The organism is Rufibacter radiotolerans (assembly GCF_001078055.1).
GTDB classification, from domain to species: domain Bacteria; phylum Bacteroidota; class Bacteroidia; order Cytophagales; family Hymenobacteraceae; genus Nibribacter; species Nibribacter radiotolerans.
Map to the genome: position 1 here is coordinate 4,213,952 of NZ_CP010777.1, position 26,139 is coordinate 4,240,090.

27 protein-coding genes are annotated in these 26,139 nt (G+C 52.4%); 14 read left to right on the forward strand and 13 right to left on the reverse strand.

Going from position 1 to position 26,139, the window contains the following annotated elements; genetic code table 11:
• Window positions 1-124: 124 nt before the first annotated feature.
• The 7 genes from TH63_RS17130 to TH63_RS17160 all read right to left on the reverse strand — a co-directional run bounded on the left by TH63_RS17130 (window position 125) and on the right by TH63_RS17160 (window position 6,744).
• Entirely contained in the window at window positions 125-1,480 is a 1,356-nt protein-coding gene (locus TH63_RS17130; RefSeq protein ID WP_048922025.1) for a sensor histidine kinase, read from the reverse strand.
• Window positions 1,470-2,849 carry a sigma-54-dependent transcriptional regulator gene (locus TH63_RS17135; RefSeq protein WP_048922026.1) on the reverse strand — a complete coding sequence of 460 codons (1,380 nt, stop codon included), beginning with the start codon at window positions 2,847-2,849 and terminating at the stop codon, window positions 1,470-1,472. The genes TH63_RS17130 and TH63_RS17135 overlap by 11 nt, the downstream gene beginning before the upstream one ends.
• Window positions 2,850-3,073: 224 nt before the next feature.
• Window positions 3,074-4,027, reverse strand: coding sequence for an adenylate/guanylate cyclase domain-containing protein (locus tag TH63_RS17140; RefSeq protein ID WP_048922027.1), 954 nt, complete (start codon window positions 4,025-4,027; stop codon window positions 3,074-3,076).
• Between the two features lie 62 nt (window positions 4,028-4,089).
• Window positions 4,090-4,374, reverse strand: a complete 285-nt coding sequence (locus TH63_RS17145) for a GNAT family N-acetyltransferase (protein WP_048922028.1) — start codon at window positions 4,372-4,374, stop codon at window positions 4,090-4,092.
• A 75-nt stretch (window positions 4,375-4,449) separates the two neighbouring features.
• Window positions 4,450-5,385: a ring-cleaving dioxygenase gene (locus TH63_RS17150; RefSeq protein ID WP_048922029.1), complete on the reverse strand. Its 936-nt coding sequence runs from the start codon at window positions 5,383-5,385 to the stop codon at window positions 4,450-4,452.
• A 12-nt stretch (window positions 5,386-5,397) separates the two neighbouring features.
• Window positions 5,398-6,108, reverse strand: coding sequence for a pirin family protein (locus TH63_RS17155; RefSeq protein ID WP_048922030.1), 711 nt, complete (start codon window positions 6,106-6,108; stop codon window positions 5,398-5,400).
• Between the two features lie 99 nt (window positions 6,109-6,207).
• Window positions 6,208-6,744 carry a YceI family protein gene (locus TH63_RS17160; RefSeq protein ID WP_048922031.1) on the reverse strand — a complete coding sequence of 179 codons (537 nt, stop codon included), beginning with the start codon at window positions 6,742-6,744 and terminating at the stop codon, window positions 6,208-6,210.
• 394 nt (window positions 6,745-7,138) lie between these two features.
• Here TH63_RS17160 and TH63_RS17165 point away from each other — a divergent pair, with 394 nt between their 5' ends.
• From TH63_RS17165 to TH63_RS17200, 8 genes are all read left to right on the forward strand, one after another.
• Complete coding sequence (locus tag TH63_RS17165) at window positions 7,139-8,389, forward strand: efflux RND transporter periplasmic adaptor subunit (RefSeq protein ID WP_048922032.1); 1,251 nt, start codon at window positions 7,139-7,141, stop codon at window positions 8,387-8,389.
• Between the two features lie 284 nt (window positions 8,390-8,673).
• Window positions 8,674-9,363, forward strand: coding sequence for an ABC transporter ATP-binding protein (locus TH63_RS17170; protein WP_048922033.1), 690 nt, complete (start codon window positions 8,674-8,676; stop codon window positions 9,361-9,363).
• Window positions 9,364-9,374: 11 nt separating this feature from the next.
• A complete protein-coding gene (locus tag TH63_RS17175; RefSeq protein ID WP_048922034.1) occupies window positions 9,375-11,786 on the forward strand; it encodes an ABC transporter permease in 2,412 nt (803 codons plus the stop codon).
• A 234-nt stretch (window positions 11,787-12,020) separates the two neighbouring features.
• On the forward strand, window positions 12,021-12,890 hold the full coding sequence (locus TH63_RS17180; RefSeq protein WP_048922035.1) for an STAS domain-containing protein: 870 nt from the start codon (window positions 12,021-12,023) through the stop codon (window positions 12,888-12,890).
• Window positions 12,891-12,905: 15 nt separating this feature from the next.
• On the forward strand, window positions 12,906-13,304 hold the full coding sequence (locus TH63_RS17185; protein WP_048922036.1) for an STAS domain-containing protein: 399 nt from the start codon (window positions 12,906-12,908) through the stop codon (window positions 13,302-13,304).
• The gene (locus TH63_RS17190; RefSeq protein ID WP_197088583.1) at window positions 13,288-13,701 is read left to right on the forward strand and encodes an anti-sigma regulatory factor; all 414 of its coding nucleotides are present in this window, start codon (window positions 13,288-13,290) and stop codon (window positions 13,699-13,701) included. The genes TH63_RS17185 and TH63_RS17190 overlap by 17 nt, the downstream gene beginning before the upstream one ends.
• A complete protein-coding gene (locus tag TH63_RS17195) occupies window positions 13,691-14,734 on the forward strand; it encodes an ATP-binding protein (protein ID WP_048922037.1) in 1,044 nt (347 codons plus the stop codon). Before TH63_RS17190 ends, TH63_RS17195 begins: the two co-directional genes overlap by 11 nt.
• Window positions 14,735-14,742: 8 nt before the next feature.
• Complete coding sequence (locus TH63_RS17200) at window positions 14,743-16,086, forward strand: sensor histidine kinase (protein WP_048922038.1); 1,344 nt, start codon at window positions 14,743-14,745, stop codon at window positions 16,084-16,086.
• 76 nt (window positions 16,087-16,162) lie between these two features.
• Here TH63_RS17200 and TH63_RS17205 read toward each other — a convergent pair whose 3' ends face one another.
• Window positions 16,163-16,582, reverse strand: a complete 420-nt coding sequence (locus TH63_RS17205; protein ID WP_048922039.1) for a response regulator — start codon at window positions 16,580-16,582, stop codon at window positions 16,163-16,165.
• Between the two features lie 374 nt (window positions 16,583-16,956).
• On the opposite strand from TH63_RS17205, the gene TH63_RS17210 reads away from it, so the two are divergent.
• On the forward strand, window positions 16,957-17,361 hold the full coding sequence (locus TH63_RS17210) for a hypothetical protein (protein ID WP_048922040.1): 405 nt from the start codon (window positions 16,957-16,959) through the stop codon (window positions 17,359-17,361).
• A gap of 43 nt (window positions 17,362-17,404) precedes the next feature.
• On the opposite strand, the gene TH63_RS17215 is transcribed toward TH63_RS17210, so the two are convergent.
• Window positions 17,405-17,698: a hypothetical protein gene (locus TH63_RS17215; protein ID WP_197088584.1), complete on the reverse strand. Its 294-nt coding sequence runs from the start codon at window positions 17,696-17,698 to the stop codon at window positions 17,405-17,407.
• Between the two features lie 150 nt (window positions 17,699-17,848).
• On the opposite strand from TH63_RS17215, the gene TH63_RS20400 reads away from it, so the two are divergent.
• The 4 genes from TH63_RS20400 (at window position 17,849) to TH63_RS17230 (ending at window position 21,031) form a co-directional block, all read left to right on the forward strand.
• Window positions 17,849-18,022 carry a hypothetical protein gene (locus TH63_RS20400; RefSeq protein ID WP_156180682.1) on the forward strand — a complete coding sequence of 58 codons (174 nt, stop codon included), beginning with the start codon at window positions 17,849-17,851 and terminating at the stop codon, window positions 18,020-18,022.
• A 653-nt stretch (window positions 18,023-18,675) separates the two neighbouring features.
• Complete coding sequence (locus TH63_RS20820) at window positions 18,676-18,804, forward strand: hypothetical protein (RefSeq protein ID WP_262506175.1); 129 nt, start codon at window positions 18,676-18,678, stop codon at window positions 18,802-18,804.
• Window positions 18,805-19,088: 284 nt separating this feature from the next.
• Window positions 19,089-19,481, forward strand: coding sequence for a hypothetical protein (locus TH63_RS20615; protein WP_048922042.1), 393 nt, complete (start codon window positions 19,089-19,091; stop codon window positions 19,479-19,481).
• Between the two features lie 542 nt (window positions 19,482-20,023).
• Window positions 20,024-21,031: an alkaline phosphatase D family protein gene (locus TH63_RS17230; protein WP_231583595.1), complete on the forward strand. Its 1,008-nt coding sequence runs from the start codon at window positions 20,024-20,026 to the stop codon at window positions 21,029-21,031.
• 50 nt (window positions 21,032-21,081) lie between these two features.
• Here TH63_RS17230 and TH63_RS17235 read toward each other — a convergent pair whose 3' ends face one another.
• From TH63_RS17235 to TH63_RS17250, 4 genes are all read right to left on the reverse strand, one after another.
• Entirely contained in the window at window positions 21,082-21,603 is a 522-nt protein-coding gene (locus TH63_RS17235) for a GyrI-like domain-containing protein (RefSeq protein ID WP_048922044.1), read from the reverse strand.
• Between the two features lie 168 nt (window positions 21,604-21,771).
• Complete coding sequence (locus TH63_RS17240) at window positions 21,772-23,538, reverse strand: ABC transporter ATP-binding protein (RefSeq protein ID WP_048922045.1); 1,767 nt, start codon at window positions 23,536-23,538, stop codon at window positions 21,772-21,774.
• Between the two features lie 310 nt (window positions 23,539-23,848).
• Window positions 23,849-24,655: a tRNA pseudouridine(38-40) synthase TruA gene (gene truA, locus TH63_RS17245; RefSeq protein WP_076606522.1), complete on the reverse strand. Its 807-nt coding sequence runs from the start codon at window positions 24,653-24,655 to the stop codon at window positions 23,849-23,851.
• A gap of 178 nt (window positions 24,656-24,833) precedes the next feature.
• Window positions 24,834-25,277 carry a hypothetical protein gene (locus TH63_RS17250; protein WP_156180684.1) on the reverse strand — a complete coding sequence of 148 codons (444 nt, stop codon included), beginning with the start codon at window positions 25,275-25,277 and terminating at the stop codon, window positions 24,834-24,836.
• Between the two features lie 259 nt (window positions 25,278-25,536).
• Here TH63_RS17250 and TH63_RS17255 point away from each other — a divergent pair, with 259 nt between their 5' ends.
• The gene (locus tag TH63_RS17255) at window positions 25,537-26,013 is read left to right on the forward strand and encodes a DUF4293 domain-containing protein (RefSeq protein WP_048922047.1); all 477 of its coding nucleotides are present in this window, start codon (window positions 25,537-25,539) and stop codon (window positions 26,011-26,013) included.
• The last annotated feature ends 126 nt before the right edge of the window (window positions 26,014-26,139 follow it).

A 26,139-nucleotide genomic window follows, 5' to 3' on the forward strand; every position in this document is an offset into this window, starting at 1 on the left:
AACCCAAAAACAGGTGGCCCCAAAGCGGGCACCTACACACCACGCTGCTGCCCAATCTCGCCGCAGGACCAAAAAGCAAAAGAGGACCAAAGTTCTGTTTTTAGCCCGTTTTCCGGAAAACAGGCTAAAAACGCAGGGTGAACGTGGTACCCATGCCCAGTTCTGAGCTTACCGTAAGCGTGCCCTTGTGAAGGCGCATGATCTGCTTGGACAGACTCAGGCCAATGCCGGTCCCGGTAGGTTTGGTGGTGTAGAAAGGCAAAAAGATCTGCTCCTGGGCTTCTTCGGCAATGCCGCTGCCATTGTCAGTGACCTGTATCACTACCCGGCTGTCCTGGTCTGGGAAAGCATCTAGCTGCAGGGTTTTGGCGGGCTGGTCTGCCAGGGCATGGATGGCGTTCCTGATGAGGTTGATCAGGACCTGCTCCAGCAGTTGGCGGTCTGCCAGCACCTGCAGCGTGGCGGGGCAGTTTACCTCCAGCCCAATATGCTCATGGGCCAGTTCTTCCTGGAACAGCAGCTGCAGCTCCTTGAACATTTCCTGCAACCCAAACAGTTGCTTTTTAGGCACCGGCACCCGCGCCAGGCTCCTGAAATCATGCACGAACCGCACCAGGCCCTGGCTTCTTTTCTCAATGGTTTTCAGGGCCAGGCCCAGGTCTTCGGTTTCCTCGCGGGGCAATTGGATCTGCGTACCGGGCTGCGCCTCCAGGTAATCGTCAATATCGGCGGCCACGCTGCCGGCCAGGGAGGAGATAGGCGTCACGGAGTTCATGATCTCATGGGTAAGCACGCGTATGAGGTTCTGCCAGGCTTCCATCTCTTTTTCCTCCAGCTCCCGCTGGATATTCTGGATGGAGGCCAGCCTAAAATCCTCGCCGCGCATGACCAGGTCCACCATGAAAATAGAGACCGGCACCTGCTCCTTGCCGTGCTTGAGCTTGAGAACCACGCTCTGCCCGGCCGGCAACGTCAGGAGCTGTTCCCGTACATGGGGCGCGTCTGCCTGAAGGTGGTCCAGATGGGTGAGGTGCGGGACCTGCAGCAGGCGCTTGGCGGCATTGTTGATAAGCTGTACTTCGCCCGTTTTTTTGAAGGTGAGAATACCAATGCCTATGTGCTGCACCACCGCCTGGAAGTACTGGGTAGTCGCCTCTTTCTCGGCCCTGATGTCCCGGAACTTTTTGATCACGTCATTGTAGCGCGCGTAGAGCTCGTCAAAGACTTTGCCCTCGCCGCGCGAGGAGAAAACCTCAGAGAAATCATCGTACTTAATGGTGTTCAGAAACTTGATGAGGCGCTTGGTGGTGCGTTCAATGTAGACGATTAGCGCAATGGTCTGCCCCACAATCAACACGCCCAGCCCCACCTGCGTGGCCATCAGCGAGGCCTTAAAATCTAACCTGAAAAACAGGAACACAGAGACCACCAGCAGGAGCACCCGCCCCACCACTTGCAGCCGGAAATTCTTAAAGCCCATACTTCTCCAGCCTGCGGTACAAAGAGGCGCGGGAAAGGCCCAGTTCCTTGGCGGCCTTGGAGATGTTGCCGTCGTGCTTGCCCATGGCCTTGACCACCGTGGCCCGCTCTACCTCATCCAGGTTATGCGTCTGGGACTGCGGCTCTGCCAGGGTGTTTTGCTGCGTTTGCAGGAAGAAGAAATCCTGGGGCTGCAGCACCTGGTTCTCTGAGATGATAGAGGCCCGCTCCAGCACGTGCTCCAGCTCCCGTATGTTGCCGGGCCAGTCATAGCGCCGCAAGCGTTCCAGCGCCGCCGCCGACACCGTTTTGGCGGGTTGCTTGTATTTCTGGGCGTAGCGTTTCAGGAAGTAGTCTACCAGCAGCGGCAGGTCTTCCAGGCGCTCACGCAACGGCGGCAGGTGCAGCTCAATGGTATTGATGCGGTACAGCAGATCTTGCCGGAACCGCCCTTGCTGCACCATCTGCTGCAGCGGCATGTTGGTGGCACAGATCAGGCGCACGTTAATGGGAATGGGCTGACCGGTGCCTACCCTGATGACTTCGCGGCGTTGCAACACGGTGAGCAGTTTGGCCTGCATGGCCAGGGACAGGTTGCCAATCTCGTCTAAAAATAACGTGCCGCCATTGGCCATCTCAAAGCGGCCAATGCGGTCTTCTTTGGCATCGGTGAAGGCGCCTTTCTTGTGCCCGAACAATTCGCTTTCAAAGAGGGTCTCAGTGAGCGAACCCATGTCAACGGAGATGAATACTTTGTCGGCACGCGCCGATTGCTGGTGCAACGTTCGGGCTATCACTTCCTTACCGGTGCCGTTCTCGCCCAGGAGCAACACGTCTGCATCGGTTTTGGCCACTCGGTTCATGAGATGAAGCAACTGCTGCATGGCTGGGCTATTGCCGGTGACCAGGTTTACGCCCTGGCTCAGCTGTGAGGCCAGCGCCGAGTTGGCTTTCTTGAGGGTGGAGATTTCTTTGTAGGAGGTTTTGAGCTTAGACGCCGCCGAGAGCGTGGCAATGAGTTTCTCGTTCTGCCAGGGCTTGAGCACAAAATCGGTGGCGCCTTCCTTTAACGCCCTAACCGCCATCTCCACATCGCCAAACGCCGTGATCATAATCACCACCGCTGCGGGGTCACGGGCCAGAATTTCTTTGAGCCAGTAAAAGCCCTCATTGCCACTGGTGGTGTCTTCCATGAAGTTCATGTCCAGCAAGATTAAATCATAAGTATCCTGGTTAAGGAGGAAGGGAATCTTACGCGGGTCTTTTTCAATGATCACCTGCTGGGCATACTTTTTCAGGAGCATCTTGGCAGAGAAGAGAATGTCTTCGTTGTCATCAATGATCAGGATTTTACCTAAGGTCTGTTCCACGGCGGTTTGGGTTGAGGTTGTACAAACGGTTAACCTAAACTATGCCAGACCATCAGAAAGGCTTTATCGGGCCCGGCGAGGTGAATTTACGAAATCAATAGATAGGAAAGTGTCCGGTGACGAACAAAAAAGTGTCCGCTGGTGAACAGTTCTGAGCCATTGGATGGCAACTTCGTTTTAAGCCCGTTTTCCGGAAAACAGGCCTAAAACAGAAATCCGGCTCTTTATGCTGGCGTTTCGCCTGCCACTCCGTGTTCATAAGGCTTTCCAATGAGGCGAACCTCCAGGGCTTTGCTCACGCCTTTAAGGTTCAGGAGGGCGGCGTCTGGGGCGTAGGGCGGGTTCCGTAGCAGGCCGTAAGCCCTTTCAGAAATGATAAAGCTGTTGTTTAGTTCTTTGGTAGCGGCCTGCAGCCGGGCGGCCACGTTCACAGGATAGCCCATAACGGTGAGGTTGTTGTTTAGGCCAATGCCTACGTTGCCATAGATTACTTTGCCCACGTGCACGCCAATGCCCACTTCAAAGGCATGGTGGAAGTAAGGCCGCATGTACGTGTTGTTGAAGATTTTAATATCCTCCAGAATCTTGATGCCCGCCAGCACGGCGGCCTCGGTGGCTTTCCTGATTTTGGAGTCTAACCCGAAAACGGCATACAGGCCGTCGCCGGCGGTGTCAATGATCTGCCCGCCGTAGTGGTCTATGGCATTGCGCACCAAGGTAAAGATGCGACGCATGATATGGATCACGTCAAAAGGCAGATGTGACTCAATAAACGGGGTAAAGTTACGGATATCAATGAAGAACAGAGCCAGCTTGCGGCGCACGCCCATGACCTCGGTGAGGCTGCTTTCCTCGGCGCCGTTGATGAAGATGTAGCGGTCGGTGTCATCTTTGATGAGGCGTTGCACCTGCACCCCTTCGCCGGTCACAAAAGACTGGCAGGCCAGCCGCACATTATCCGGAAATTTGCGGACGGTTTTGATGGTTTTCTCATAGCTAGACAAGGGCGAGAGATGCTCCTTGCCGTGCAACACCAATACCCGGCAGGTAGTGCACTGGCCCTTTCCGCCGCAGGCATGGTAATGCGGAATGCCCGCCGCCAAAGAAGCGTCCAGCACGGTTTGCCCCGCCCTTACCGGAATCACTTTTTCACCTTTGAAATCAATATGGAAAGTCATAGGCAGGGCTGGGTAAACTTGTGATAGAGGCGTAGAGGTTCTGCTTTTCTTATACGGGTTCTTCAGCTTTTTTCTTTGACCAGGTATTGGTACTCGGGGTGCTTTTTAAGGTACGCTTTCATGAAAGGGCATAGCGGGACTAGCTTCAGGTTTTCCAGGGCGATATGCTCCAGCACGTGTTTGATCATAGCGCTGCCAACGCCCCGGCCCTCTAGTTCAGGCGGCACCTCGGTGTGCAGCACCGTGATCACGCCCGGCCGCAATTTGTAGGTGATAAACGCGGTATGGCCCTCCAGGGTGGTTTCAAAGCGGTGGGCGGCGGTGTTGTCTTTTAGGTCAAGTTCCATGGCAACGGTTTTAAACGGACAGCAAAAGACAAAGGCCAGGAAGAAACGGTTTCCTCCTGGCCCTGTCTGGGTGTCTTAGTCTAAGCTAGGCAAAACGGCCTCAATCTTGGCCCGGCTGGCCTCATACTGCGGCGGCAACAGCAGGCTGGAACCCAGCTTGTCCCATTCCTCGTCAATACCGAAGCCCGGGTTGTCGGTGGCTATCTCAAATAGCACCCCGCCCGGCTCCCGGAAGTACAGGGAATAGAAGTAGTTGCGGTCAATCTTCTCGGTGATGTTGTGGCCAGCGGCGGCTACTTTCTTTCTAAACTCCATGAGGGTGGCCTCGTCCTTCACCCTGAACGCGATGTGGTGGTTGGTGCCGGCCCCGCCAATGCCGCGGGCCTCATTGGGCAGTTCCACCAGGTCAATGATGGCCGCGTGGGCTACCGCATCTGTTATATACCGGTAGCGGTTGCCGCTTTTCTCCAGCAGGGTGTAGCCAAAGATATCGGTTAAGATAGCCGCGGTTGCCTTGATATCTTTCAGGGTAAGGGCCACGCTGTGAAAACCTCTGGTGGCCACGTCGGCGCTCACTTCTTGGGTGGTCCAGGGCGTGCGGTTATCTGGGTTCCTGGGGATGACTAGCTCCAGTTTCAGGCCGTCTGGGTCCAGAAAAGCCAGGTACTTCTCCCCGAACTTCTCAGAGGGTTTGTTGTAGAGGACGTTGTGGGCCTCAAAGCGCTTCATCCAGAAATCAAAGCTGCCTTCGGGCACCGCGTAGCCAATGCTGGTGGCCATGCCGGTACCGGAGCTTCCGCGGCGGGCGCCCTCGTAAGGGAAGAAGGTGAGCACGGTGCCAGCGCTGCCTTTTTCATCTCCGTAGTAGAGATGGTAGGTGCCGGGGTCATCAAAATTGACGGTTTTCTTGAGCAGGCGAAGGCCCAGGGTTTTGGTGTAAAAATCAAGGTTCTTCTTGGCGCTGCCGGCAATGGCCGTGATATGGTGCAGGCCTAAAATTCTGTTTTCCATGACGGTTGGTTCTTAGTGGTTAATGGGTGTTTCTATGAGCAGAAACCTGCTCTCCTGGGGAAAGGTGAATTCTAGTTGCGCGGTGTCCCAAAGACCCAGGGCCTCGCGGTCTGCCAGCGGTTGCCCGTTCACCTCCAGCGTACCGCTGATGTTGAAGAGAAACACGGCTTTGTTCACCGGGTTAAAAGTATACCTCAAGGTCTGGCCGGCCTCAAAATACCCCAGCGCCAGCTTGGCGTTCTGGTTAATCCAGCAGTGGCCCTGCCCTTCCTCGTTGCTCACAATGGTCACCAGCTGGTTTACGCGCTTTTCCTCCGGGAAATGACGGCGCTGGTAACGGGGCGTAATGTTCTGCAGCTTGGGTTCTATCCAGATCTGCAGGAAATTCACCTGGTCCTGGCCCACGTTGTGCTCTTCATGGCGCAGGCCGCTGCCCGCGCTCATGATCTGCACCCAGTCTTTGTGCACCACCTCTTTATACCCCAATGAATCTATGTGGTTCATGGAGCCGGCCAGCATCACAGAGATAATCTCCATGTTGGCGTGGGCATGCAGGCCAAAGCCGTTTTGGGGCTGCACGAAATCATCATTGACCACCCGCAGCAACCCAAAGCCAGCCCTGACCGGGTTATAGTGACCGGAGAAGCTGAAGACGAAATTGCTCTTTAGCCAACCTATGTCTTTCACGCCCCTTTCACTAAGGCCAAATCTCTCTGATGTCATGATCGTTTTTTTAAGGTAGGTACGGGCAGTAGCCAGGAAAAATCTTGTTTCCCGTTTTAGGGCTGTTTTCTGAAAAACGGCCTTAAAACAGGTTGGGCTTTAGTTTTGCTTTACCAGCTGGATTTCGGCATGCAGCTTTATCTCATCGCTTACCACCACGCTGCCGGCCTCTGTAACGGCGTTCCAGGTAAGACCGAAGTCTTTGCGGCTGATCTTTCCGCTCACGGTAAAGCCGGCCTTGGTCTGACCGTACGGGTCTACCACAATGCCGCCAAACTCCACTTGTACGGTTACTGGCTTGGTCACGCCTTTAATGGTGAGGTCGCCGTGCAGTTGGTAATTGTCGCCGCCCACGTGCTCGTACTTGCTGCCCACAAACGTTACCTCGCCGTGGTTCTCCGCGTCAAAGAAATCCGCCGATTTCAGGTGGGTGTCGCGCTGCACGTTGTTGGTGGTGATGGAGTGCACATCGGCGGAGAAGCGCACGCTGCTAGCATTGGTGAACTGCTCGTCCGGGGTCTCCGCTTCTACCTGGAAGCGTTGGAAATAGCCGGTCACGGTGGTGATCATTAAGTGTTTTACCTTGAACTGCACTTCTGAGTGCATGGGGTCAACGGTCCATTTTGTAGTTGCCATCTTTATTAGATTTTTAGTTTTAACTTGTTTACGGGTTCCTTCTGCAGAACCATTGCACAAATGTATGTACATTTGTTGTATATACATTTGTTGAGAAATAAAAGTTTCACCTTTTTATTTTTTTGGGTGCAAGGCTCATGTATCTGCGGACTGGAATGACCGGTTTATAGGAGAAAGGAAAACTTACCAAATGCGTTTTGAGGCTGTTTTCAGGAAACAGGGCCCAAAACGGAAACAGGTGGGTCGGCGGCTGCGCTGACCTGTTCAGGCCCGGACAAAAAACTGTACGCCACCGGACACTTAATCCCAGGCCCATTACACAATACACTGTAATTCAACGTTTTACAATCCTGGCACAACAATTGGCGAAGATGAAGGCAAATTATACACTCCCATGGACCGGATCATTGAAAAGAAACGCTGGACGCTAAAGAAGCTCATCGGGTACGGGGCCGCAGTGGCGCTTTTGGCTTTGTTGGCCTACCTGCTGGCGTTCGGGGGTACCCGCTCTGAACTGAACGTGGAAGCCGACAAGATCACCCTGGCCACCGTGAGCCAAGGCACCTTCCAGGAGTTTATCCCGGTAGACGGCACGGTGCACCCCATCAAGACCATCCTGATTCCGGCGGTGGAAGGCGGCACCGTGGACCAGAAGTACCTGGAGGGTGGTAAGCCCGTGAAACAGGGTGACCCCATCCTGAAACTGACCAACCACCGCCTGGTACTGGACTTCATGAACCAGGAAACACTCATGAACGACCTTATCAACAACCTGCAGAACTCTAAGCTGAGCCTGCAGCAGAACAAATTCAACCTCCGGCGCAAGCTAGCCACCCTAGATGCTCAGGTAGACGCCGCCAAAGACATGTATGAACGTAACATCTCCCTCTATGAGGCCAAGGCGGTATCACAGCAGGAGTTCTTCAACTACCGCCGCGACTATGAGCGTCTGAAAGCCGAACGCGCCATTGAGCTGGAATCGCAGAAGTTTGAGGAGAGCAACGCGCGCCAGCAGATTGCGCAGCTGGAAACCACCATTGCCCGCACCAGCCGCAACCTGCGCATGATGGAAGACAACCTCAAAAATCTGTACATCAAAGCCCCCATCTCGGGCCAGCTTTCCTCTATTCAGGTGGAGTTGGGCACGCCCGTGCAGCCGGGGCAGGTGATTGGGCAGATAGATGACCTAAGCGGGTTCAAAGTGAAAGCCGAGCTTGACCAGCATTACGTGAGCCGGGTGTTTGCCGGGCAACGCGGCAGCTTCACCTATAACGGAGAGACCTATCCGCTGGAGATTGCGCTGGTGTATTCTGAGGTGACCAACGGTAAGTTTCCGGTAGACATGGCTTTTGTAGGCAAGGTACCCCAAGGCATCCGGCGGGGCCAGACCCTGCAGATACGCCTCCAGCTCTCTGACCCGGCCCCGGCGGTCCTGCTGCCCAGGGGCGGCTTCTACCAAAGCACCGGCGGGGCCTGGGCCTACGTGCTGGACGAGACAGAAAACGTAGCCACCAAACGCCCCATTCGGCTGGGCCGCCAGAACCCCGAGTACTATGAAGTACTGGACGGCCTCAAGCCCGGTGAGCAGGTGATTGTGTCTTCTTATGACAGTTTCAATGACAAGGAAAGACTGGAGCTGAAGTAAGCTTTGATAGTTATGGGTTATGAGTTGATACACTCCCGCAAGTTTAGCGACAGCGTAACTTGTGGGTGCTTATAAAGTGAGTTTAAAAACTCACGTCAGTTGATAAACTGACAATAAAAAAAACCACAAGTTACGCTGTCGCTAAACTTGCGGCAGGGATAAAAACAGAGGAATAAAGGAAGGGAAATAAGTAAGCGTCATCATCCCCCTACCCCCCTTCAAAGGGGACGAGAAAGAAGACAAATTCAATCGTGTAACTTGATACACATTATGTGCTACTAACCATGGTAAAGACAGTCAACCTTCAGAAAAAATATACCACCGATGAGGTGGAAACCACGGCACTGGTGAACGTGAACCTGCACGTGAAGCAGGGTGAGTTCCTGGCCATTATGGGTCCTTCGGGCTGCGGGAAATCTACGCTGCTCAACATCATCGGGCTCCTGGACAACCCTACCGGCGGCGACTTCTATTTTATGGGCCAGGAGATCTCCAAATTCAGTGAGCGGCAGCGGGCCAACCTGCGCAAAGAGCACCTGGGGTTTGTGTTCCAGAGCTTCAACCTCATTGATGAGCTCACGGTGTATGAAAACGTGGAACTGCCGCTTATTTACCTCAAGGTGGGCGCCGCGGATCGGAAGCAGCGCGTGGCGCAGGTGCTGGAGCAGATGCAGATTGCCCACCGCCGCAACCACTTCCCGCAGCAGCTTTCGGGGGGGCAGCAACAGCGGGTGGCCATTGCCCGGGCCGTAATTTCCAAACCCCAACTCCTGCTGGCAGATGAGCCCACCGGTAACCTGGATTCGGCCCACGGCCAGGAGGTGATGCAGTTGCTGAGCACCCTCAATGAAGAAGGCACCACCATTGTCATGGTCACCCACTCCCCCTCAGACGCTGACTACGCGCACCGCATTGTGAACCTGTTTGACGGGCAGATCATCTCTGAGAACGTGAAAGAGCTGGCCATTCTCTAACCCCTTCCGCTATGTTTAAGAATTACCTGTTAGTGGCCGTGCGCACCCTTCGCCGCAACCTGGGGTACACTACGCTAAATGTGGTGGGCTTGGCGCTGGGTATTACCTGCAGCCTGCTTTTGTTTTTGGTGATCAGGTATGAGACCAGCTTTGACACCTTCCACAGCAAAGCTGACCGTACCTACCGGCTTACCATGGAGATGCAGGGCCCAGACGGGGTAGGCCATTCCTCTGGCAGCCCTTTCCCGCTGCTGCCGGTGTTACAGTCTTCTCTGCCAGAACTGAAACCGGCCACCCAAGTTTTTCAGGAACAAGGCGGCACGTTCACGGTCCCTTCTCCCAATGACCAGGAGGCGCCTAAGCGGTTCAGGGAGAGTCAGGCCGTCTTGTTTGTGGAACCCGCCTTCTTTGACTTGTTTGACTTCCCCACCAACGGGGTGAATTTGCAGCAAGCCCTAAAAGACCCCTATACCGTGCTCCTGACAGAGTCTATCGCGGCCAAGTATTTTCCGGGGCAGGAAGCGGTGGGCAAAGTCTTGCGCATGAACAACACCATCAATCTAAAAGTGACCGGCGTGATTCCAGACGCGCCTTCCAACACAGATTTTCCATTCATCATGCTGGCCTCTTATGAGTCTTTCAAAAAACTCAGCGCCTTTCAGCCGGAAGGCTGGAACAGCGTAAACAGCAACCAACAGATTTACCTGGCGCTGGCACCCGGCGCCTCTGTAAGCCAGGCAGAGAAGCACCTCACGCAGCTGCTTGGCCAGTACCGGGCCAAGACCATGGGAAACCAGGAGAGAGCGGTATTACAGCCCTTGCTGGAAATGCACTATGACGCCCGTTACGGCAATTTCAACAACAGAACCATTAGCAAAACCACGCTGGTTTCCCTGGGGCTTATTGGCCTGTTTCTAGTACTGGTGGCCTGCATTAACTTTGTGAACCTGGCCACGGCACAGGCACTGCGGCGGGCCAGGGAAGTGGGCATGCGGAAGGTATTGGGGGCCAACAGAGCCCAGCTAATGACCCAGTTTTTAACGGAGACCGGTCTCATCACGTTGGTAGCGCTCTTACTGTCTGTGATGTTCACAGAGTTGCTGCTCCCCTACCTGAACCAACTTCTGGAACTGAAGATTGCCTTCCGTATTTTTGAGAGCCCAGACGTGCTGCTCTATTTAGCCCTGGTACTGGTGTTGGTGACGCTGTTCTCCGGCTTTTACCCGGCCCTGATCTTGTCTGGTTTCCAGCCTATCTCGGCGCTTAAAAGCAAGGTGGCCACTGCCCAGACGGCGGGTCTTTCTTTGCGGCGCACGCTGGTGGTATTGCAGTTTACCATCTGCCAGGTGTTGATCATCTGCACCATTGTGGTGCACAACCAGATGGAGTATTTCAACAATGCCGCGCTGGGGTTTGACAAAGAGGCCGTGGTGGTCATGCCGGTGCCCACCGGAAGGGCCAAAGACCTGATGGCGCTAAGGCCCCAACTGGAAGCCCACTCGGCCATTAAATCCACCTCCTTTGCCGTGGCGCCCCCCTCAGCAGACATTACCGTTTCCATGGGTTTCCGGTATGATGATTTCTCCAAAGACTCCGGCATTGGGGCCAATTTCAAGTTAGCCGATGAGCATTACCTTACAACCTACAACATTCCGCTGGTGGCCGGCCGGGTGTTCGCCCCCAGTGATACCATGCGGGAGTTCCTGGTGAATGAGACCTTTCTGCGAAAGCTGGGCATCAAGGCCCCGCAGGAGGTCCTTGGCAAGAGCCTTGTCGTGAATGGGGGCACCGTGAAAGGCCCCATTGTGGGGGTGATCAAAGACTTCCATGTGGGTTCGCTCAGAGACAAAATAGAGCCCGTCATCATGAGTTCTTTCAACCAGTTCTACTTTCAGGTAGCCGCTAAAATTGAGCAGAAGAATGCCAAAGCAGCCATAGCCCATTTGCAAAAGGTGTGGTCTACAGCCTACCCAGATGATGTTTTTTATTATGAGTTCCTGGATGACACCATTGCCCAGTTTTACAAGGAAGAACAGCGGCAGTCCTCTCTGTTTAAAATCTTTTCAGTGATCGCCATTCTCATTGGCTGCCTGGGCTTGTATGGGCTGGTGGCTTTTATGGTCACGCAGCGCACCAAAGAGGTGGGCGTACGCAAAGTGCTGGGCGCCTCCTCGGCCAGTATTGTGGGCCTGTTCGCCAGAGACTTTGTGAAGCTGGTATTGCTGGCTTTTGTCATTGCGGTGCCCATTTCCTATTACTTTATGCAGCAGTGGCTCAAGGGCTTTACCTACCGCATAGACCTTAGCTATTGGGTGTTCTTAGCCGCCGGGGCCGTAACCCTGCTCATAGCCCTGGCCACCGTAAGCGTGAAGGCCTTACGCGCCGCCCTCTCAGATCCGGTGCTGTCCCTTAAAACCGAGTAACCTTATTTTTGCCGTTTCCTGAAAAGCCCGTCTTACCAGACGGGCTTTTTCTTGGCGTGTAGGTTAGGGAATTTGCTTTTGCCGGGCGTATTAAATGTGCTCTTTTAACAAAGACTTGTGTTTTATCTTCTTACTTTTACAAAAGCTTTTTCTTCTGGTTTTGGGCTACTTTCCAAAAAACAGGCTTAAAACGCTTTTGCAATATGTGCCCCTAAACCCTGACCATACCTCTGCATGAACAAAGACACCGCCACCTACCTCAAAGGCAAGAAAAAACAGATCATGGAAGCCTGGATGAACAACCAGCTCAAAGACGCCGCCCTCCGCGATGACCTTATGAGTGTGTCTGAGCTTCAGCAGCAATCTGATGAGTTCCTTACCGCATTGCTCAAAGCCTTTGCCGGCCCCAATGCGGAAGACACAGACTCTATGAACTATGAGCCTATCCATGATATCCTGAACGAGATTTCCATTACCCGCGCGCGCCAGGGTTTCTCTCCGCGTGAGACCAGCTCTTACATTCTTAGCCTGAAGGAAGTGTTGAGCAACATGCTGGAAGACCAGCTGAAGAACGATCCTGCCACGCTGTACCGTGAGATCATTTCTGTGAACAAGATCCTGGATAGCCTGAGCCTGGTGACCATGGAAACCTATATCAAAGGCCGCGAAGAAGTGATCCTGCGCCAGACCAATGAGATGAGCGAGATCTCTACCCCGGTAATAAGAGTATGGGACGGTATTCTGGCCCTGCCTATCATTGGCACCCTTGACAGCGCCCGCACCCAGGTAGTAATGGAAGCCTTGCTGGAAGAGATTGTAGCTACCAGCAGCCGCATTGCCATTCTGGATATTTCTGGCGTACCTACCGTTGACTCTCTGGTAGCCCAGCATTTAATCAAGACCGTAAGCGCCGCTCGCCTCATGGGGGCCGAGTGTATCATCAGTGGCATCAGGCCAGAGATTGCACAGACTATTGTGCACCTGGGCATTGACCTTACTAACATCTACACCAAAGCCTCTCTGGCCAGCGCGTTGAAGATGGCCTTCTCTATGCTGAATATTGTGGTTTCGCGGTCCAGCGAGAAGAAGAACCTGGGCTTTTAATCTCTTACTGCCAACATGGAAAGAATTCCTATTTTAAAGATGGGGTCGTTTTTGCTGGTATCTATTCAGGTAGACCTGTATGACCGGCTGGCCCTCACGCTGGAGAATGACCTGATCAACATGGTCAGTAAGACAGAAGCCAAAGGCGTGCTGATTGATATTTCGGCGGTAAGCATTGTAGACTCCTTTATGGGGCGCATTTTAGGCAACATTGCCTCTATGTCTAAGATCATGGATGCCGCTACCGTGGTAGTGGGCATGCAGCCGGCCGTAGCCATTACCCTGGTAGAACTGGGGCTTACCCTTTCTGGCGTACACACCGCCCTGGATGTAGAGCAGGGCATGGAATTGCTCCGCGAGAAAATTGGTCAGGTAGACACTGACGAGGAAGGGCTCTATGATAGTTATATCTAAGGAGAAGATTTCCATCCAGAAAGAACAAGACGTCGTTTTATTCCGGAACCGCATTAAGGAGGTGGCCACCAAGATTGGCATGAGCCTCGTGAACCAGACCAAGCTTATTACCGCCGCCAGTGAACTGGTGCGTAACATGCTGCGCTACGGAGGCGGGGGCATCACCCATCTGGAGGTCATCAGCAGAAACAGCATACCCGGGGTACGGCTCATCTTTCAGGATGAGGGCCCGGGTATTGAAGATATTCCGCTGGCCATGAAAGATGGGTTTTCTACCGGCAAAAGCCTGGGCCTGGGCCTGCCCGGGGCCAAGCGACTGGTCAATGATTTCAGTATCAAGAGCGAAGTAGGCAAAGGCACAACCGTTACAATCATCCGGTGGAAGAATGGACTTTAATTTTGGGGCGCACCAGCATTTTCCGTTAACAGACAGAAGCTTTCTGAACATTGTACGGCGTGATATTGGCAAGATTGCCGAAGCGCATGGCCTTACAGAGACAGAGACCGGCAAAGTAAACCTGATCATCTCAGAGATGGCCACCAACCTGCTTAAGCATACCGCCACGCAAGGGGGTGAGCTGCTGGTAAAGGCCATGTATGATGAAAAAGGCCACACCGAAGGCATGGAGATGATCTGCCTGGACAACGGCCCCGGCATGAGTGATCCCTGGCGCATGATGGAAGACGGGGTCTCTACCTTCGGGAGCATGGGCCAGGGCCTGGGGGCCATTCAACGGATGTCAGATTTTTTTGATATTTATTCTCAGCGGGGTTTAGGCACCGTTATTCTCTCCCGCGTGTACCGCAAGGGCAAAGCCCCAAAATCGGCGGCCAGGAGCGAGTATGCCTTTAAAGTGGGGGCGGTCATGGTACCCAAGCCCGGCGAGAAAGTAAGCGGCGACGGCTGGGCCCTGCGTCTTTCACACCAGGGCGCCTACCTGTTGGTGTTAGACGGCCTGGGCCACGGCGAGCATGCCCACGAGGCCTCGCTCCAGGGCATACGCGCCTTTCAGCAGCACCCCAAGCATACCCCGGCAGAAATGCTGCGCGGCATACACGCTGAGATAAAAAGGACCCGCGGCGCCGTGGGCGCTATTGCCCATTGGAACGCAGAGACAGCTAGCCTGCGTTACTGCGGCATCGGCAACATTAGCGGACGCCTTTTCTTTTCTGGCACGCTTAAAAACATGCTCTCTTACAACGGTACGCTGGGCATGAATGTGCCTACTACCATCAATGATCAGCAACATGACTGGTCGCCGGGGCACCTCATGGTCATGCACTCAGACGGGTTGAAAAGCCGCTGGGACATGAGTAAATACCCTGAACTGACCAGGCATGATCCTACCCTGATTGCGGCCATGCTCTACAAAGACAATACCCGTACTTTAGATGACACCCTGGTGGTAGTGGTGCGCGCATCAGTTTAACTACGCTTATGGAGCAACCCATTATAACCATAAAATTACAGAACGAACTGGACGTGGTGCTTGCCTACAAACGCACCATGCAGCTTTCTGAGTTGACCGGGCTGCCGCTGGCCTCCCAGACCAAGTTTGCCACGGCCGTTTCTGAGATCTGCCGCAACGTGCTGGAGCACGTGGGCGAAGGCCTGATCAGGTTCAGCATGGTCCAAAACCGGGGCGGGCTTTTCCTGGAGGCCTTCGTAACCGACCGCGGCCGGGGCATACCCAACCTGCAGGATATTCTGGACCGAAACTACACGCCTACCGGGGGTAAAGGGCAGGGCATCTACAGCTCCAAGAAACTGGTAGACCTGCTCCAGATTGAGAGTGATTTCAACAAAGGCACCCGGGTACGCATGCACAAACGCATTCCGGCCAACCACCCGCCCATCAACCCGTCCATTATCCAGGGCTGGTCTGACTATTTCATGTTGGAGCCGGCCATCTCGCCCTACGCCGAGATCAAGCGGCAGAACATGCAGATGATTGAGCTGATGGAGCAGCTGCGGGTACGGACTATTGAGGCGGAGTACCAGCTCCAGGAGATTCAGCACCTGAACCAGGAACTCCAGACCTCGCACCATGAGGTCACCACTCTGCTTCAGGAACGGGAAAACCAGAACCGCCAACTGGAGAAAGCCAATAAAACCCTTGATGAATTTGCCCATACCATCACGCATGACCTGAAAGCGCCGCTGCACAACATAGTGGGCCTGGTAGACGCCGTCTCAGATTACATGGCAGAAGACAACAAAGAAGGCGTGCAGGCCGTGTTGCCCATGGTTCAGCTCCAGATCAGGCGCATGGAAAGCCTGATCAGAGACGTGTTGGCCTATTCACTCACGGGCCGGCAGCAGATACAGAAACAGCCAGTAAACGTGAATGAGCTGGTGCAAACCATTGTCAGCTCCCTGAGTATCCCCAAAGGATTTAATATCTCCTTAGATCAGGAATTGCCAGTCATGGAGGCAGAGGAAGTGTACCTGAGCCAGATCTTCAGTAACCTGTTGAGCAACGCCGTAAAGTACCATGACCGGCCCGAGGGCAACCTGTGGGTGAAAACGGTAGAGCACCCTACCTATTGGGAGTTTGTGGTGGCAGATGACGGCCCGGGCGTACCAGAAGAAAACCACCAGAAAGTCTTTGAACTGTTTGAGACCACCAATGACGTAAACCACCCAGACAGCACCGGTATTGGCCTGGCCATTGTAAGAAAGATTGTGGAGGAGAAGAAAGGGAGAGTCTGGATACAGTCTGAAGGCCGAGGCACCGCCATGCACTTTACCTGGCCCAAGGAGACACCAACGCTTTTGTAGCAGAAACCACCCGCTTACCCATAGAAAAAGGCACCTGTTAAGGGTGCCTTTTTCTATGGGTAAGCGGGAAAGAGACTTACTTACTATAATACTGTTGCATAATGTCTTTGATATCATTCTCGGTTAAGGACTTGGAGAAGTGTTTCTTCACAGAATCATAGTCTTTGAGGCGCTCCAGGTCATAGAAACTGGCCGAAGAGGTAAGCATAAGGATAATCATACTCCCGTTCTTGGAAAGGTTCTGCTTGTGGTACTCATCCAGAAAACTGAACCCGTCCATCACCGGCATTTTAATATCTAGGAAGATAAGGTCTGGGTAAGGAACCCCTCCTTTGGCAGAAGCCTGCAGATACTCCAGGGCCTCGGCCCCGTTCTTTTTCACCACAATCTCCTTGGCAGCCCCCATTTTGGTAAGCAGCCGAGTATTCACAAAATTAGTAGTGTCATCATCATCTACTAACATAATTAAATTCAACGGCTCAAACTGGGTCTTCATACAAGGTCATTCATTATAGAAGGAATCTCTTCCTTCTTACTATTATCATGGCAAATATAGCAAAACTTCACTAATCTCTTTTCAACCCGGTTTGTAATACTTGGCGCCAACCGTGTAAAAAGCCACCTGAAGCCTGGACCTGAATGGCCTAAGAAGGGACATGCTGCCAAATGCTTCTAAGGGATGATTCAGTAACTGCTAAGGGTTTCAGATGGTTAGAGAAACGTCCGTTTGCCGTACTTGCCCCAGGCATTAACACAGCCCGCGCTTATTGCGTATGAGGGGTAGGTATGACATCGCTCCTCGTACGGCATTTCTTTGTATTGAGATATAGATGTGCCCGTTATCCCGTACTTACTATATACTTTTAGACCATGGCTATAAACCTACAGCAAACCAGTGCACGCCTTAACTTCTACATGCGTATAAAAGAGCTGGATGTATACCAGTTAAGCGTACTCACGCAAACCCCTCCTGAAACGGTAGGTTGTATTCTGCAGGGGGAAGAGTACAGTATGGATGATTTGGTAGCCCTCCTGAAAAAGCTCCCCGACCTTAACTCGCGGTGGGTGATCTATGGAGAAGGCAATGTGTTTAAAACAGAAGGACAGGCAGGAGAACACGCCCTTCCCCCAGGCTTGAAGAAAGACAGAGCCGCTTATCTGGCCGAGATGCAGAGCCTTCTGCACCAGCTGGAGGAAATTGAAAAACAGAAGCAGCAACAAAGTAACTTAGACCAGTTGCGCAGCAAAATAAGGGACCTTACCAAGCATATCTAATACTTTTTTTGGCTTAGTTTTTGCACCCTTTGCTTTGACAAAGCTATTCATGTACAGGAGTGGTAGAAGGGAGCCGGCTGGCGCCGTGGTCAGTTAAATCATGGTACAGCTGGTAACCAAAAAGCCCCAATGCTAGTACTATGAAAAATAGCATGGCATATTGCTTAGGCGTCTTGGGGGTCACCTGCCCGGCAGGGCGCCGTTCTCCGGAAAGTAATACTGCCAGGCCCAGGCTACACCAGGCCCCGGCCGCTATGTAATCATGCGTGGATACGTATAAAAACGTAACCATTAACAGCAGGGCCACCAACAATGTCCGTCCTAGCTTTGTTTTCATTGTCATTTATTAGTTAGTACCAGGCGCATGCCACAGGATCAAATATACATTTGTCCCTGATCATTGAAGAGTATTATCTAGTACTTGATGTTTATACGTAGGGGTTTACCCCAGAATTATTGTCTCACTAATACGTAACGGAGGTATTTTATGAAACAACACCCAAAACTGCAATTGCCAGAAGAGTTGCATTACTGCAACCGGAACCGATGGGGTTTTGTATCACCTGATAACCCCCCGCTGGTGCTGCAGGAAAGCCTGCCACCAGTAGCGCCTAAGGCCGAGATCTATAACTTTTGCGGTTATACGTTCTCAGATAACTAAGTCATCATCGCCCAAACCCGGTCTAACCAATTTCTGACCGGGTTTGGGCTTTTTTAGTACCCACTCCTCCCCTCTTCGTTTAGGTGCCATCGGCCTTTGCAGGCAAAGGCAATCTCCGCTTTCTTCTCAGGGTATTCTCTTCTATCTGAAACCCATTATCCTTCTAACTTCTCTGGCGTACGGAGTGCATGTGGGCAGAATTCCATGAAATTGCAGATTACCGGGGCGGCGGCTGATCATAATTTTTGCAGTTTGGTAATACCCACCTTTCCCACCTCCCTCGTAATCTTGCCCCCTCACTAGAGATAACCCCCTTTTCTTTACTTTAACCTGTCCCCTAAACCCCAGCGGCCTTCCTTCCATTTTCCCTCTTCTAAAATTACAACCCTCATTAGTACTACTCACCTTAACAACCTATAAACTAAACCCCTTAAGACCATTTTCAATTTGCACTTTATAAGCAGAATGCAATTTGATTCAATCTTTGGTACCGCAACCCCTGATCTCTTTTTTTAGTATAAATACCCTGTACACTCTTAGACGAGGGGAGGTAGAAGGGTATGATGGAAAAGCTGAGGAAAATTAAATTGGAACTGTATAATTTGAAGACAAAGGCCCGGAAGATATTTAGGCGTGGTTATGAAGATTTAACCATGCTTATCTATTACCATGACCTTAAGGAAAATTTCAAGCTGTTGATTGTGAATACCAATCAAACGCTGCTACTGGAGAAGGAAATCTCCAGGGCCGAGGCTTTCCGGATCATGAACACCCGTCGTTAACAGAAACTGTACCCCACCTGGGGATTATTTATAATAGATCGGGCGCAAGCCACCAGTAAACGAAAGGACCAGCCGTAGAAAGCTGGTCCTTCTTTTTTGTGCTCATTCCGCTGAAAAAGACCAGTTATTTACCTTTGAGCTAATAAAGCTCTACCAGTTAAAATAAGCGTTAATGGATGCTCGTTACCAACTCATTACTATATACAGAATATTTATATTTAGGAACTCATATACTTACACTCACATCTAATCCTGTTACCTATCCTTAATTCTATATATTACTTATGAAAAAATTCCTCCTTCTACTTGGGCTTTGCAGCGCTCCATCCTTCTTGTTCGCCCAGGATTTCGGAAAAACCTTGGTCACTGGGTCCATAAGCTTCTCCACAGAAAAGCATTCAATTTCTATAGGCAATTTACAAGAACAGAAAAGGAATAGTTTTTCCATTCGGCCGAAGGTGGGTTTCTTCGTGGGTCCAGCCATAGCAGTTGGGATTTCCGCCGGCTATACCAGAGACTATTACAGTGATCTTAATTCCAACAATTATTACTATCAAGGCGTTGGGTATAATATCCCCACTGAATGGACGGGGAATTACTATAGTGCAGGGCCATTTGTACGCATTTATACCTCCCTTACACCCAAGTTTGCTTTCTACGGACACGGAGAAGCCTAGTATCAAACGGGCAAATCTGTTACCGAGCGCGACTTCAGCAACCTTCCGCCAGCCCCTAACGTCACGTGGGACACGACAGAGCCTACCACTACCAAAAAAGGCGGAGGGTTTAACCTACAGCCAGGTATCGTATTTTTCCCAACCAATACCATTGGGATAGAAGCTACGGTGGGCAACGTTGGCTACTCCAGCTCTAAATCAGAAACAGAAGGAAGCAACTATAGCTCTAAAAGTAGCGGGTTTAGCGCCAACTTCGGCTTAAACAGCGTCTCCTTAGGCATCTCCCTTTACCTGGGCCGCACTGCCTCAGAATAAAACACAGTAAGGCTACCTACATGCCCAGAGGCCTTAGTAGACCTTAGGCTTGTAGGCAGCTTACCTAAACCCTATCCCCCTGCCCTGCCGTATTTTGGCGTATGCATCACCCTAGATTTCTCTGGCTATCTCTTTGCCTCTTCTTACTCCTGTTTTCCTGCACCTTTACCGGTAAACAACGCCCAGGCAAAGCTTTGCCGCCGGCTAGTGCCCAAACGCCTTTGTCTGTGATAGCCTTGGGTTCCTGCAACTCGCAGGACCGGGAGCAGCCGCTGTGGCGCGAGATCCTGAAAAACCAACCGCAGCTCTGGGTCTGGCTGGGAGACAATATCTACGGCGACACCGATGACATGCAGGTCTTAAAAGGGAAATACGACAAGCAGCTTAGAGAGCCCGACTACCAGAGGCTGCAGCAGACCGTACCCGTGATTGGTGTCTGGGATGACCATGACTACGGCCGCAACAACGCCAATAAAACCTACAAGCCCAAAGCACAAAGCGCCCAATTGTTCTGGGACTTTATAGGCGAACCCCAGGCTAGTCCGCGCCGGAAGCAGCGTGGCGTGTACAGTGCCCATACGTACGGCCCCGTAGGCCGGCAAGTGAAAGTACTGCTCTTAGACGTACGTTATCACCAGGATTCTCTGCAAGGCCAGGAACCTACTTATAAACCCAACCTGAAAGGCCATTTATTGGGAGAGGCCCAATGGCGGTGGCTGGAGCGGGAACTCAAAAACAGCAAGGCCCAGTTTCACCTGATTGGCAGCGGGCTGCAGATCATTGCCAATGACCATGGCTTTGAGCGCTGGGGCAACTTCCCTCGGGAAAGGGAGCGCCTCTTCAATCTGATTGCCAAAACCAGGGCCGCCAACGTGATTCTGCTCTCCGGGGACCGCCACTTTGCCGAACTCTCCAAACTTTCCTGGCCCGGGGTGCCCTATCCCATTTATGACTTTACCACCAGCGGCCTCACCCATTCCTGGAAAGGTGGGCTAGTGAACGAACCCAACCGCCACCGGGTGGGCCAGATGCACGACAAGCTTAACTTTGGCGTGATGCGTTTTGCGTGGCAGGACAGCACGGCGGTGGTAAACTTTGAGATCAGGGACCGAAACAATGAGTTGCACCAACTGGTAAAGGTGGAGTATGCGCTGCCCAAAATCGGGCAAAAGCCACCCCGTAAGATTCCTTTCATGAGAAAGAAACCAGCAGAGAAATTACAAGAAAAACATTGACGGATCTGTTTTAAGGCCGTTTTCAGGAAAATAGGCGTAAAACGGACGGGTTATCTCGGCGCCAGCGCTACCTCTATCACCGCGGGCTTGCCTTCGGGAAAGCGTTCCACGTAGAACTCCTGCAGGGTGAGATTGTGCTCTTCGGCGTAGTCAAACAGGGCACTGTAAATGCGTTTGGGCGCAATGGTAATGCTGGCATCCAGTTCGCCTTTCAAGACCGGCTGGCCGGCCGGAACCACCCGCACGGTGAAGCCCACCGGCAAGGAGGTAGTGTCTTGCACGGCCACGCCAATAAAGGCTTTTATGGTCTTGGAATCCTTGCCCGGGTTGTTGTAATAGATACCGGCCAGGTCGCCAACCAGTTGTTTGTCTTCCACGGCCTTGCCTACCTGCTGGTAGATCTTGCCCAGTTCGTCTGCCTCGGTGTTGCCTTCATAGTATTTGCCGGCCATTAACACCTGTGAAGATACTCCCTTGGTCACGTTTACTTCGGCGAAGCCCCCCATGTACGTGTAAAACACCAGCACCAGGCCTGCTACAATGGCCAGGTAGGTCAAATACTTCTTCTTCATTTTTTGATTGCTGGTTGTTGATTGTTAATAGCTGATTCTTGCTCCTGTAAGCGCATATTTAAACCTTGCTTTCTGCTGCGGCGGTGTTTCTCACTAAGGAGGCAACTAGCGAAAAGTCGTTTTGGGGCCGTTTTTCAGAAAACAGGCTTAAAACGAAATTCTCAGGGTTTACACAAAATTCTTGTACTGCATCTCATGGAGCTGGGCATAGTAGCCACCGCTCTGGAGCAGTTGCTCATGGCGGCCGCTTTCCTTGATCTCGCCGCGGTCAAGCACAATAATGTTGTCTGCTTTCTGGATGGTGGAGAGGCGGTGGGCAATGACAATGGAGGTACGGCCCTGCATCAATTGCGCAATGGCAAATTGGATCAGTTCCTCGGTCTCAGAATCCACGCTGGAGGTGGCCTCATCCAGGATGATGATCTTGGGGTTGTACACCATGGCCCGCACGAAGGAGATCAACTGCCGCTGCCCCACCGACAGCGTGGCCCCGCGTTCCATCACGTTGTAGTGCAGTCCGCCGGGCAGGCGTTCAATAAACCGGTCGGCGCCTACCAGGCGGGCGGCGTGCCACATCTGTTCTTCGGTGATGTCTTTATTGCCCAGACTGATGTTGTCCGCGATGGTACCCGAGAACAGGAACACGTCCTGCAGCACCACGCCAATCTGCCGGCGAAGCACATCCAGGTCATACTCTTTGATGTCGCGGCCGTCTACTTTAATGGTGCCTTTGTTGATCTCGTAAAAGCGGCTCAGCAGGTTGATGATGGAGGTTTTCCCGGCTCCGGTTGCGCCCACCAAGGCCACGGTCTGCCCCGCCTGCACCTCAAAAGACACGCCCCGCAACACCCAATCCTCGTAATTATAGGCAAACCACACCTTGTCAAACTCCACCGACCCATTAATGGTCTTGGGCGCATAGGTGCCCGAGTCTGAAATCATTTCCTGGCTTTCCAGCAGCTTCATAATCCGCTCAGAACTCACCACGCCCAACTGCAGGGTATTGAACCTATCGGCTATCTGCCGGATGGGCCTAAAGAACATGGCAATGTACATGATAAAGGCAATGAGAGAGCCCAGCGTCACCGTTTCCTGGATCACGCCCTTGGCTCCGTACCACACCAACAGACCCGTTCCGGCGGCGCCGATGACCTCCGCTACCGGGAAGTAGATGGAGTAATATAGTACTGATTTAATATTTGCGCGGGTATGTTCCTTGTTGATGGCCTGGAACTTCTTCATCTCACGCTCTTCGTTGTTGAAGATCTGCACCACCATCATGCCCGTGATATGTTCCTGCACAAAGGCGTTGAGCTTGGCCACCGCCCCGCGCACCTCCTGGAACGATGATTTCACCTTCTCCTTGAAGATATAGGTACTGATGATGAGCAGCGGAAACATGGAAAGGCTCACGAGCGTGAGTTTCCAGTCAATCCAGAACATGTAACCCAGGATGAAGACCAGTTGCAGCACATCACCAATCATGGCGGCAAGGCCCTCAGAGAACACGTCAGACAGCGTCTCCACGTCGCTCACGTTTCTAGTTACCAGCGTGCCAATAGGCGTGCGGTCATAGAACTTGAGCCTAAGCTTTAGGATGTGCTCATAGAGTTTCACCCGGATGTCGCGCACCACATACTGGCCCAGCCAGCCGGCAAAGTAGGTATGGAAGTACGACACCGCCGTGTGGGCCACCAGCAGCACAATAAGCCAGATGAACATGCGGTTCACGCCCTGCCAGTTGTACTGCAGAATCTGCTTGTCTACCATCTCCTGGATCAGGAATGGCCGCACGGTAGCCAGGAACGCCGAGGCCACCGTTAGAAAAATAACCAGGTAAAACACCCGTTGGTACGGCTTTACAAACCGGAATATCTTGCGCAGCACGTCCCAGTCAAATGCGCTTCCGGTCTTGCCGCCTCCTATTTCACTCATGAAGTATTGCTTATATGTAAAATGCGCCCCTGGTGCTGTTAACGAAGAACAGATACCCTAGGTGCGGCCCGTTAAGTTAAACCACTGTTTTGAGGCTCTTTTTGTGAAATGCAGCCTAAAACAGCTTTGGCTTTCTACGGCAAAAGTACACAATTAACTACGGAATTATGTTTCAGAGTTCTGTGCTTATGGAAAGGGTGATCAGCAGAGGTTGTCATCCCCTTACCCCCTTCAAAGGGGGACGAAGGAGAAGGCAGTAGTGGTTATTTACTCCTAGAAACACCAACAACGGCGCAAACAGCAGAAGGAATTACTCTTCCGTAGGTTTAAAGGCTACCTCTGCCGCCGTCTGCTCAAAAAGCTTTTGTTGCTCCGCGAAATACCCTTCCGGGTACTCCACCTTATGCAGGAAGAGCCCTTGGGCGGGGGCCGCGCCGCTGGCTAGTGTGCGGTCCTGGCGTTCAATGGCTTGCCTGAATTGGTCAACCGAAAGCTTTCCCTTGCCTACGTCTAAGAGCGTGCCTACCACCAGGCGCACCATGCCACGTAGGAAACGGTTGGCTTTGATGGTGAAGATGAGCAGGTCTCCTTCCTGGCGCCAGTGGGCCTGGGTGATGGTGCAGCGGTAATGCTTGGTGTCTCCCTTCACTTTTGAGAAGGTGGTAAAGTCTTCCAGGTCCAGCAGCGCCTGGGCCGCGGCATTCATCTGCGCCACCTCTGGCAGACGGGGCATGAAATAGGCGTGTTTTACCAGAAACGGGTTGCGCTGCAGGGAAATGCGGTACTCATAGGTGCGGGAAATGGCGTCAAAACGGGTGTGCGCCTCGGGACCGACAGGCAATACCTGACCGATGGAAATGTCTGCCGGAAGGATTCGGTTAAGCTTGTGCTGAATGTCTGCGGGCGAGAAAGCCTGGGGCAGGTCTACGTGCACCCACTGCTGGGTGGCGTGCACCCCGGTATCGGTGCGGCCGCTGCCAATGGTCTCCACAGAGGGTAACCGGAATACCGTGCGCAGGCACTCATCCAGCACCTGCTGCACCGTGAGGGCATTGGGCTGCACCTGCCAACCATGGAACCGGGTTCCGTCATACGCCACTTCTAGAAAATACCGCATGCGGCAAAGATACGGAATTGATTTCAGCCGCTCAGCCCCAGCTGGACTGCACGAAACCGTTTTAGGTCTGTTTTCAGGAAAACGGCCCTAAAACGAAAAGGTCTTCAAAACTAGAGAGCAAGCATAAAAAAACGGCCCCTTAGGCAGGGGCCGTTCTCAAACTTGGGGAAAAGAAATTTTATAATTTTACCAACGAAAGGCTGCGTCGGCTGGCTTGCCAGGCAAACTGGCGCTTGTCGCGCTCTTTCTCATATTTGGTCTGCAGCGCCTGTTTTTCCTGCTCATATTGGGCTTTCAACTGGAGTTGCTCCCGCTCAAAGTCAATGGAAGAGCTGTTGTTTTTGGCGTATTTATCGCTGAGGGCGTGTTGCTTGCGGTTATACTTCAGTTTAAGGCGGTCCTGGTCGTGCTCGTATTTATCTTTGGCGAGGGCCATCTCGCGTTGGAACACCTCGTCCTTGCGCAGGGCCTTTGCCATTTCCTTCTCGCGTTTTTTATCGGCTTTAGCCGCTTTTTTGTCCCGACTGATGGAGGAAGCGTAAGCGCCTGATACCTGGGCCATGGTTACCTGGCTTGCCAACAGCAGAAGCCCCATTAAGCTGAATAGTAAAAACCGTTTCATTTTTCAAAGGATTTAGTATGGTTCTGCCTTTACAAGGTCCATGCCAAAAGCTGGCTATTTAACATAGTATCCAGATTTCATTCGTAAACATTGGGCTTGCTTAAAACTCTGCAGGCAGAGCCTGTCACCAAGGGAAAGGAAGGGGTTAGAAACAATATCTTAAAAACTGTTAAAGCTTGCCCCCGAAGCTATTTCTGGCCTCACGGTTTAGAAGTTTTGTGTAGTTTTGTAGCTTCTATTCTTTTTAAAGAACCTTATTATGATACAAAGAGTCCAGAGCGTGTTCCTGTTCTTGATTGTGGTAGCCATGGTGACCCTGTTTTTTGTGCCCATCTGGGCGAAGACCAACCCCGCCGACGGACAGGAGTGGGTATTGAACGCCTTTAAGCTGGCCCCGGCCAATGCCACGGCAGAGACCGCGTCTACCAACACTATCTTTATAGCGATTCTGGCCGGAGCCGCCGCCTTGATTGCCTTGTTTGAAATCTTCCAATACAAGAATCGCCTGACCCAGATGAAACTGGGCTTGCTGAATTCGTTGGTGATGGCCGCCTTGATGGGCTTTGCCTTTTATTATTCTTCTTACGTGGGCGAGGACCTGGTGAAAACCAATGGCCAGGGCGACTACCTTTCGGGCTTCTATTTACCGGCGGTAGGTTTGTTGATGAACGTACTGGCCAACCGCTTTATCAAGCGCGACGAAGACTTGGTGCGTTCTATGGATCGTTTGCGGTAGGTTTTGGTAAGACTTAAGACGCAGGATATATCTTTATCTTAGCCTGTGGGTATTAAAAAAGGGAGGGCTCTGCTGTACAGCGGGGCCCTTCCTTTTTTTTAAAGTATCTATTCTCCTACTGTCTTG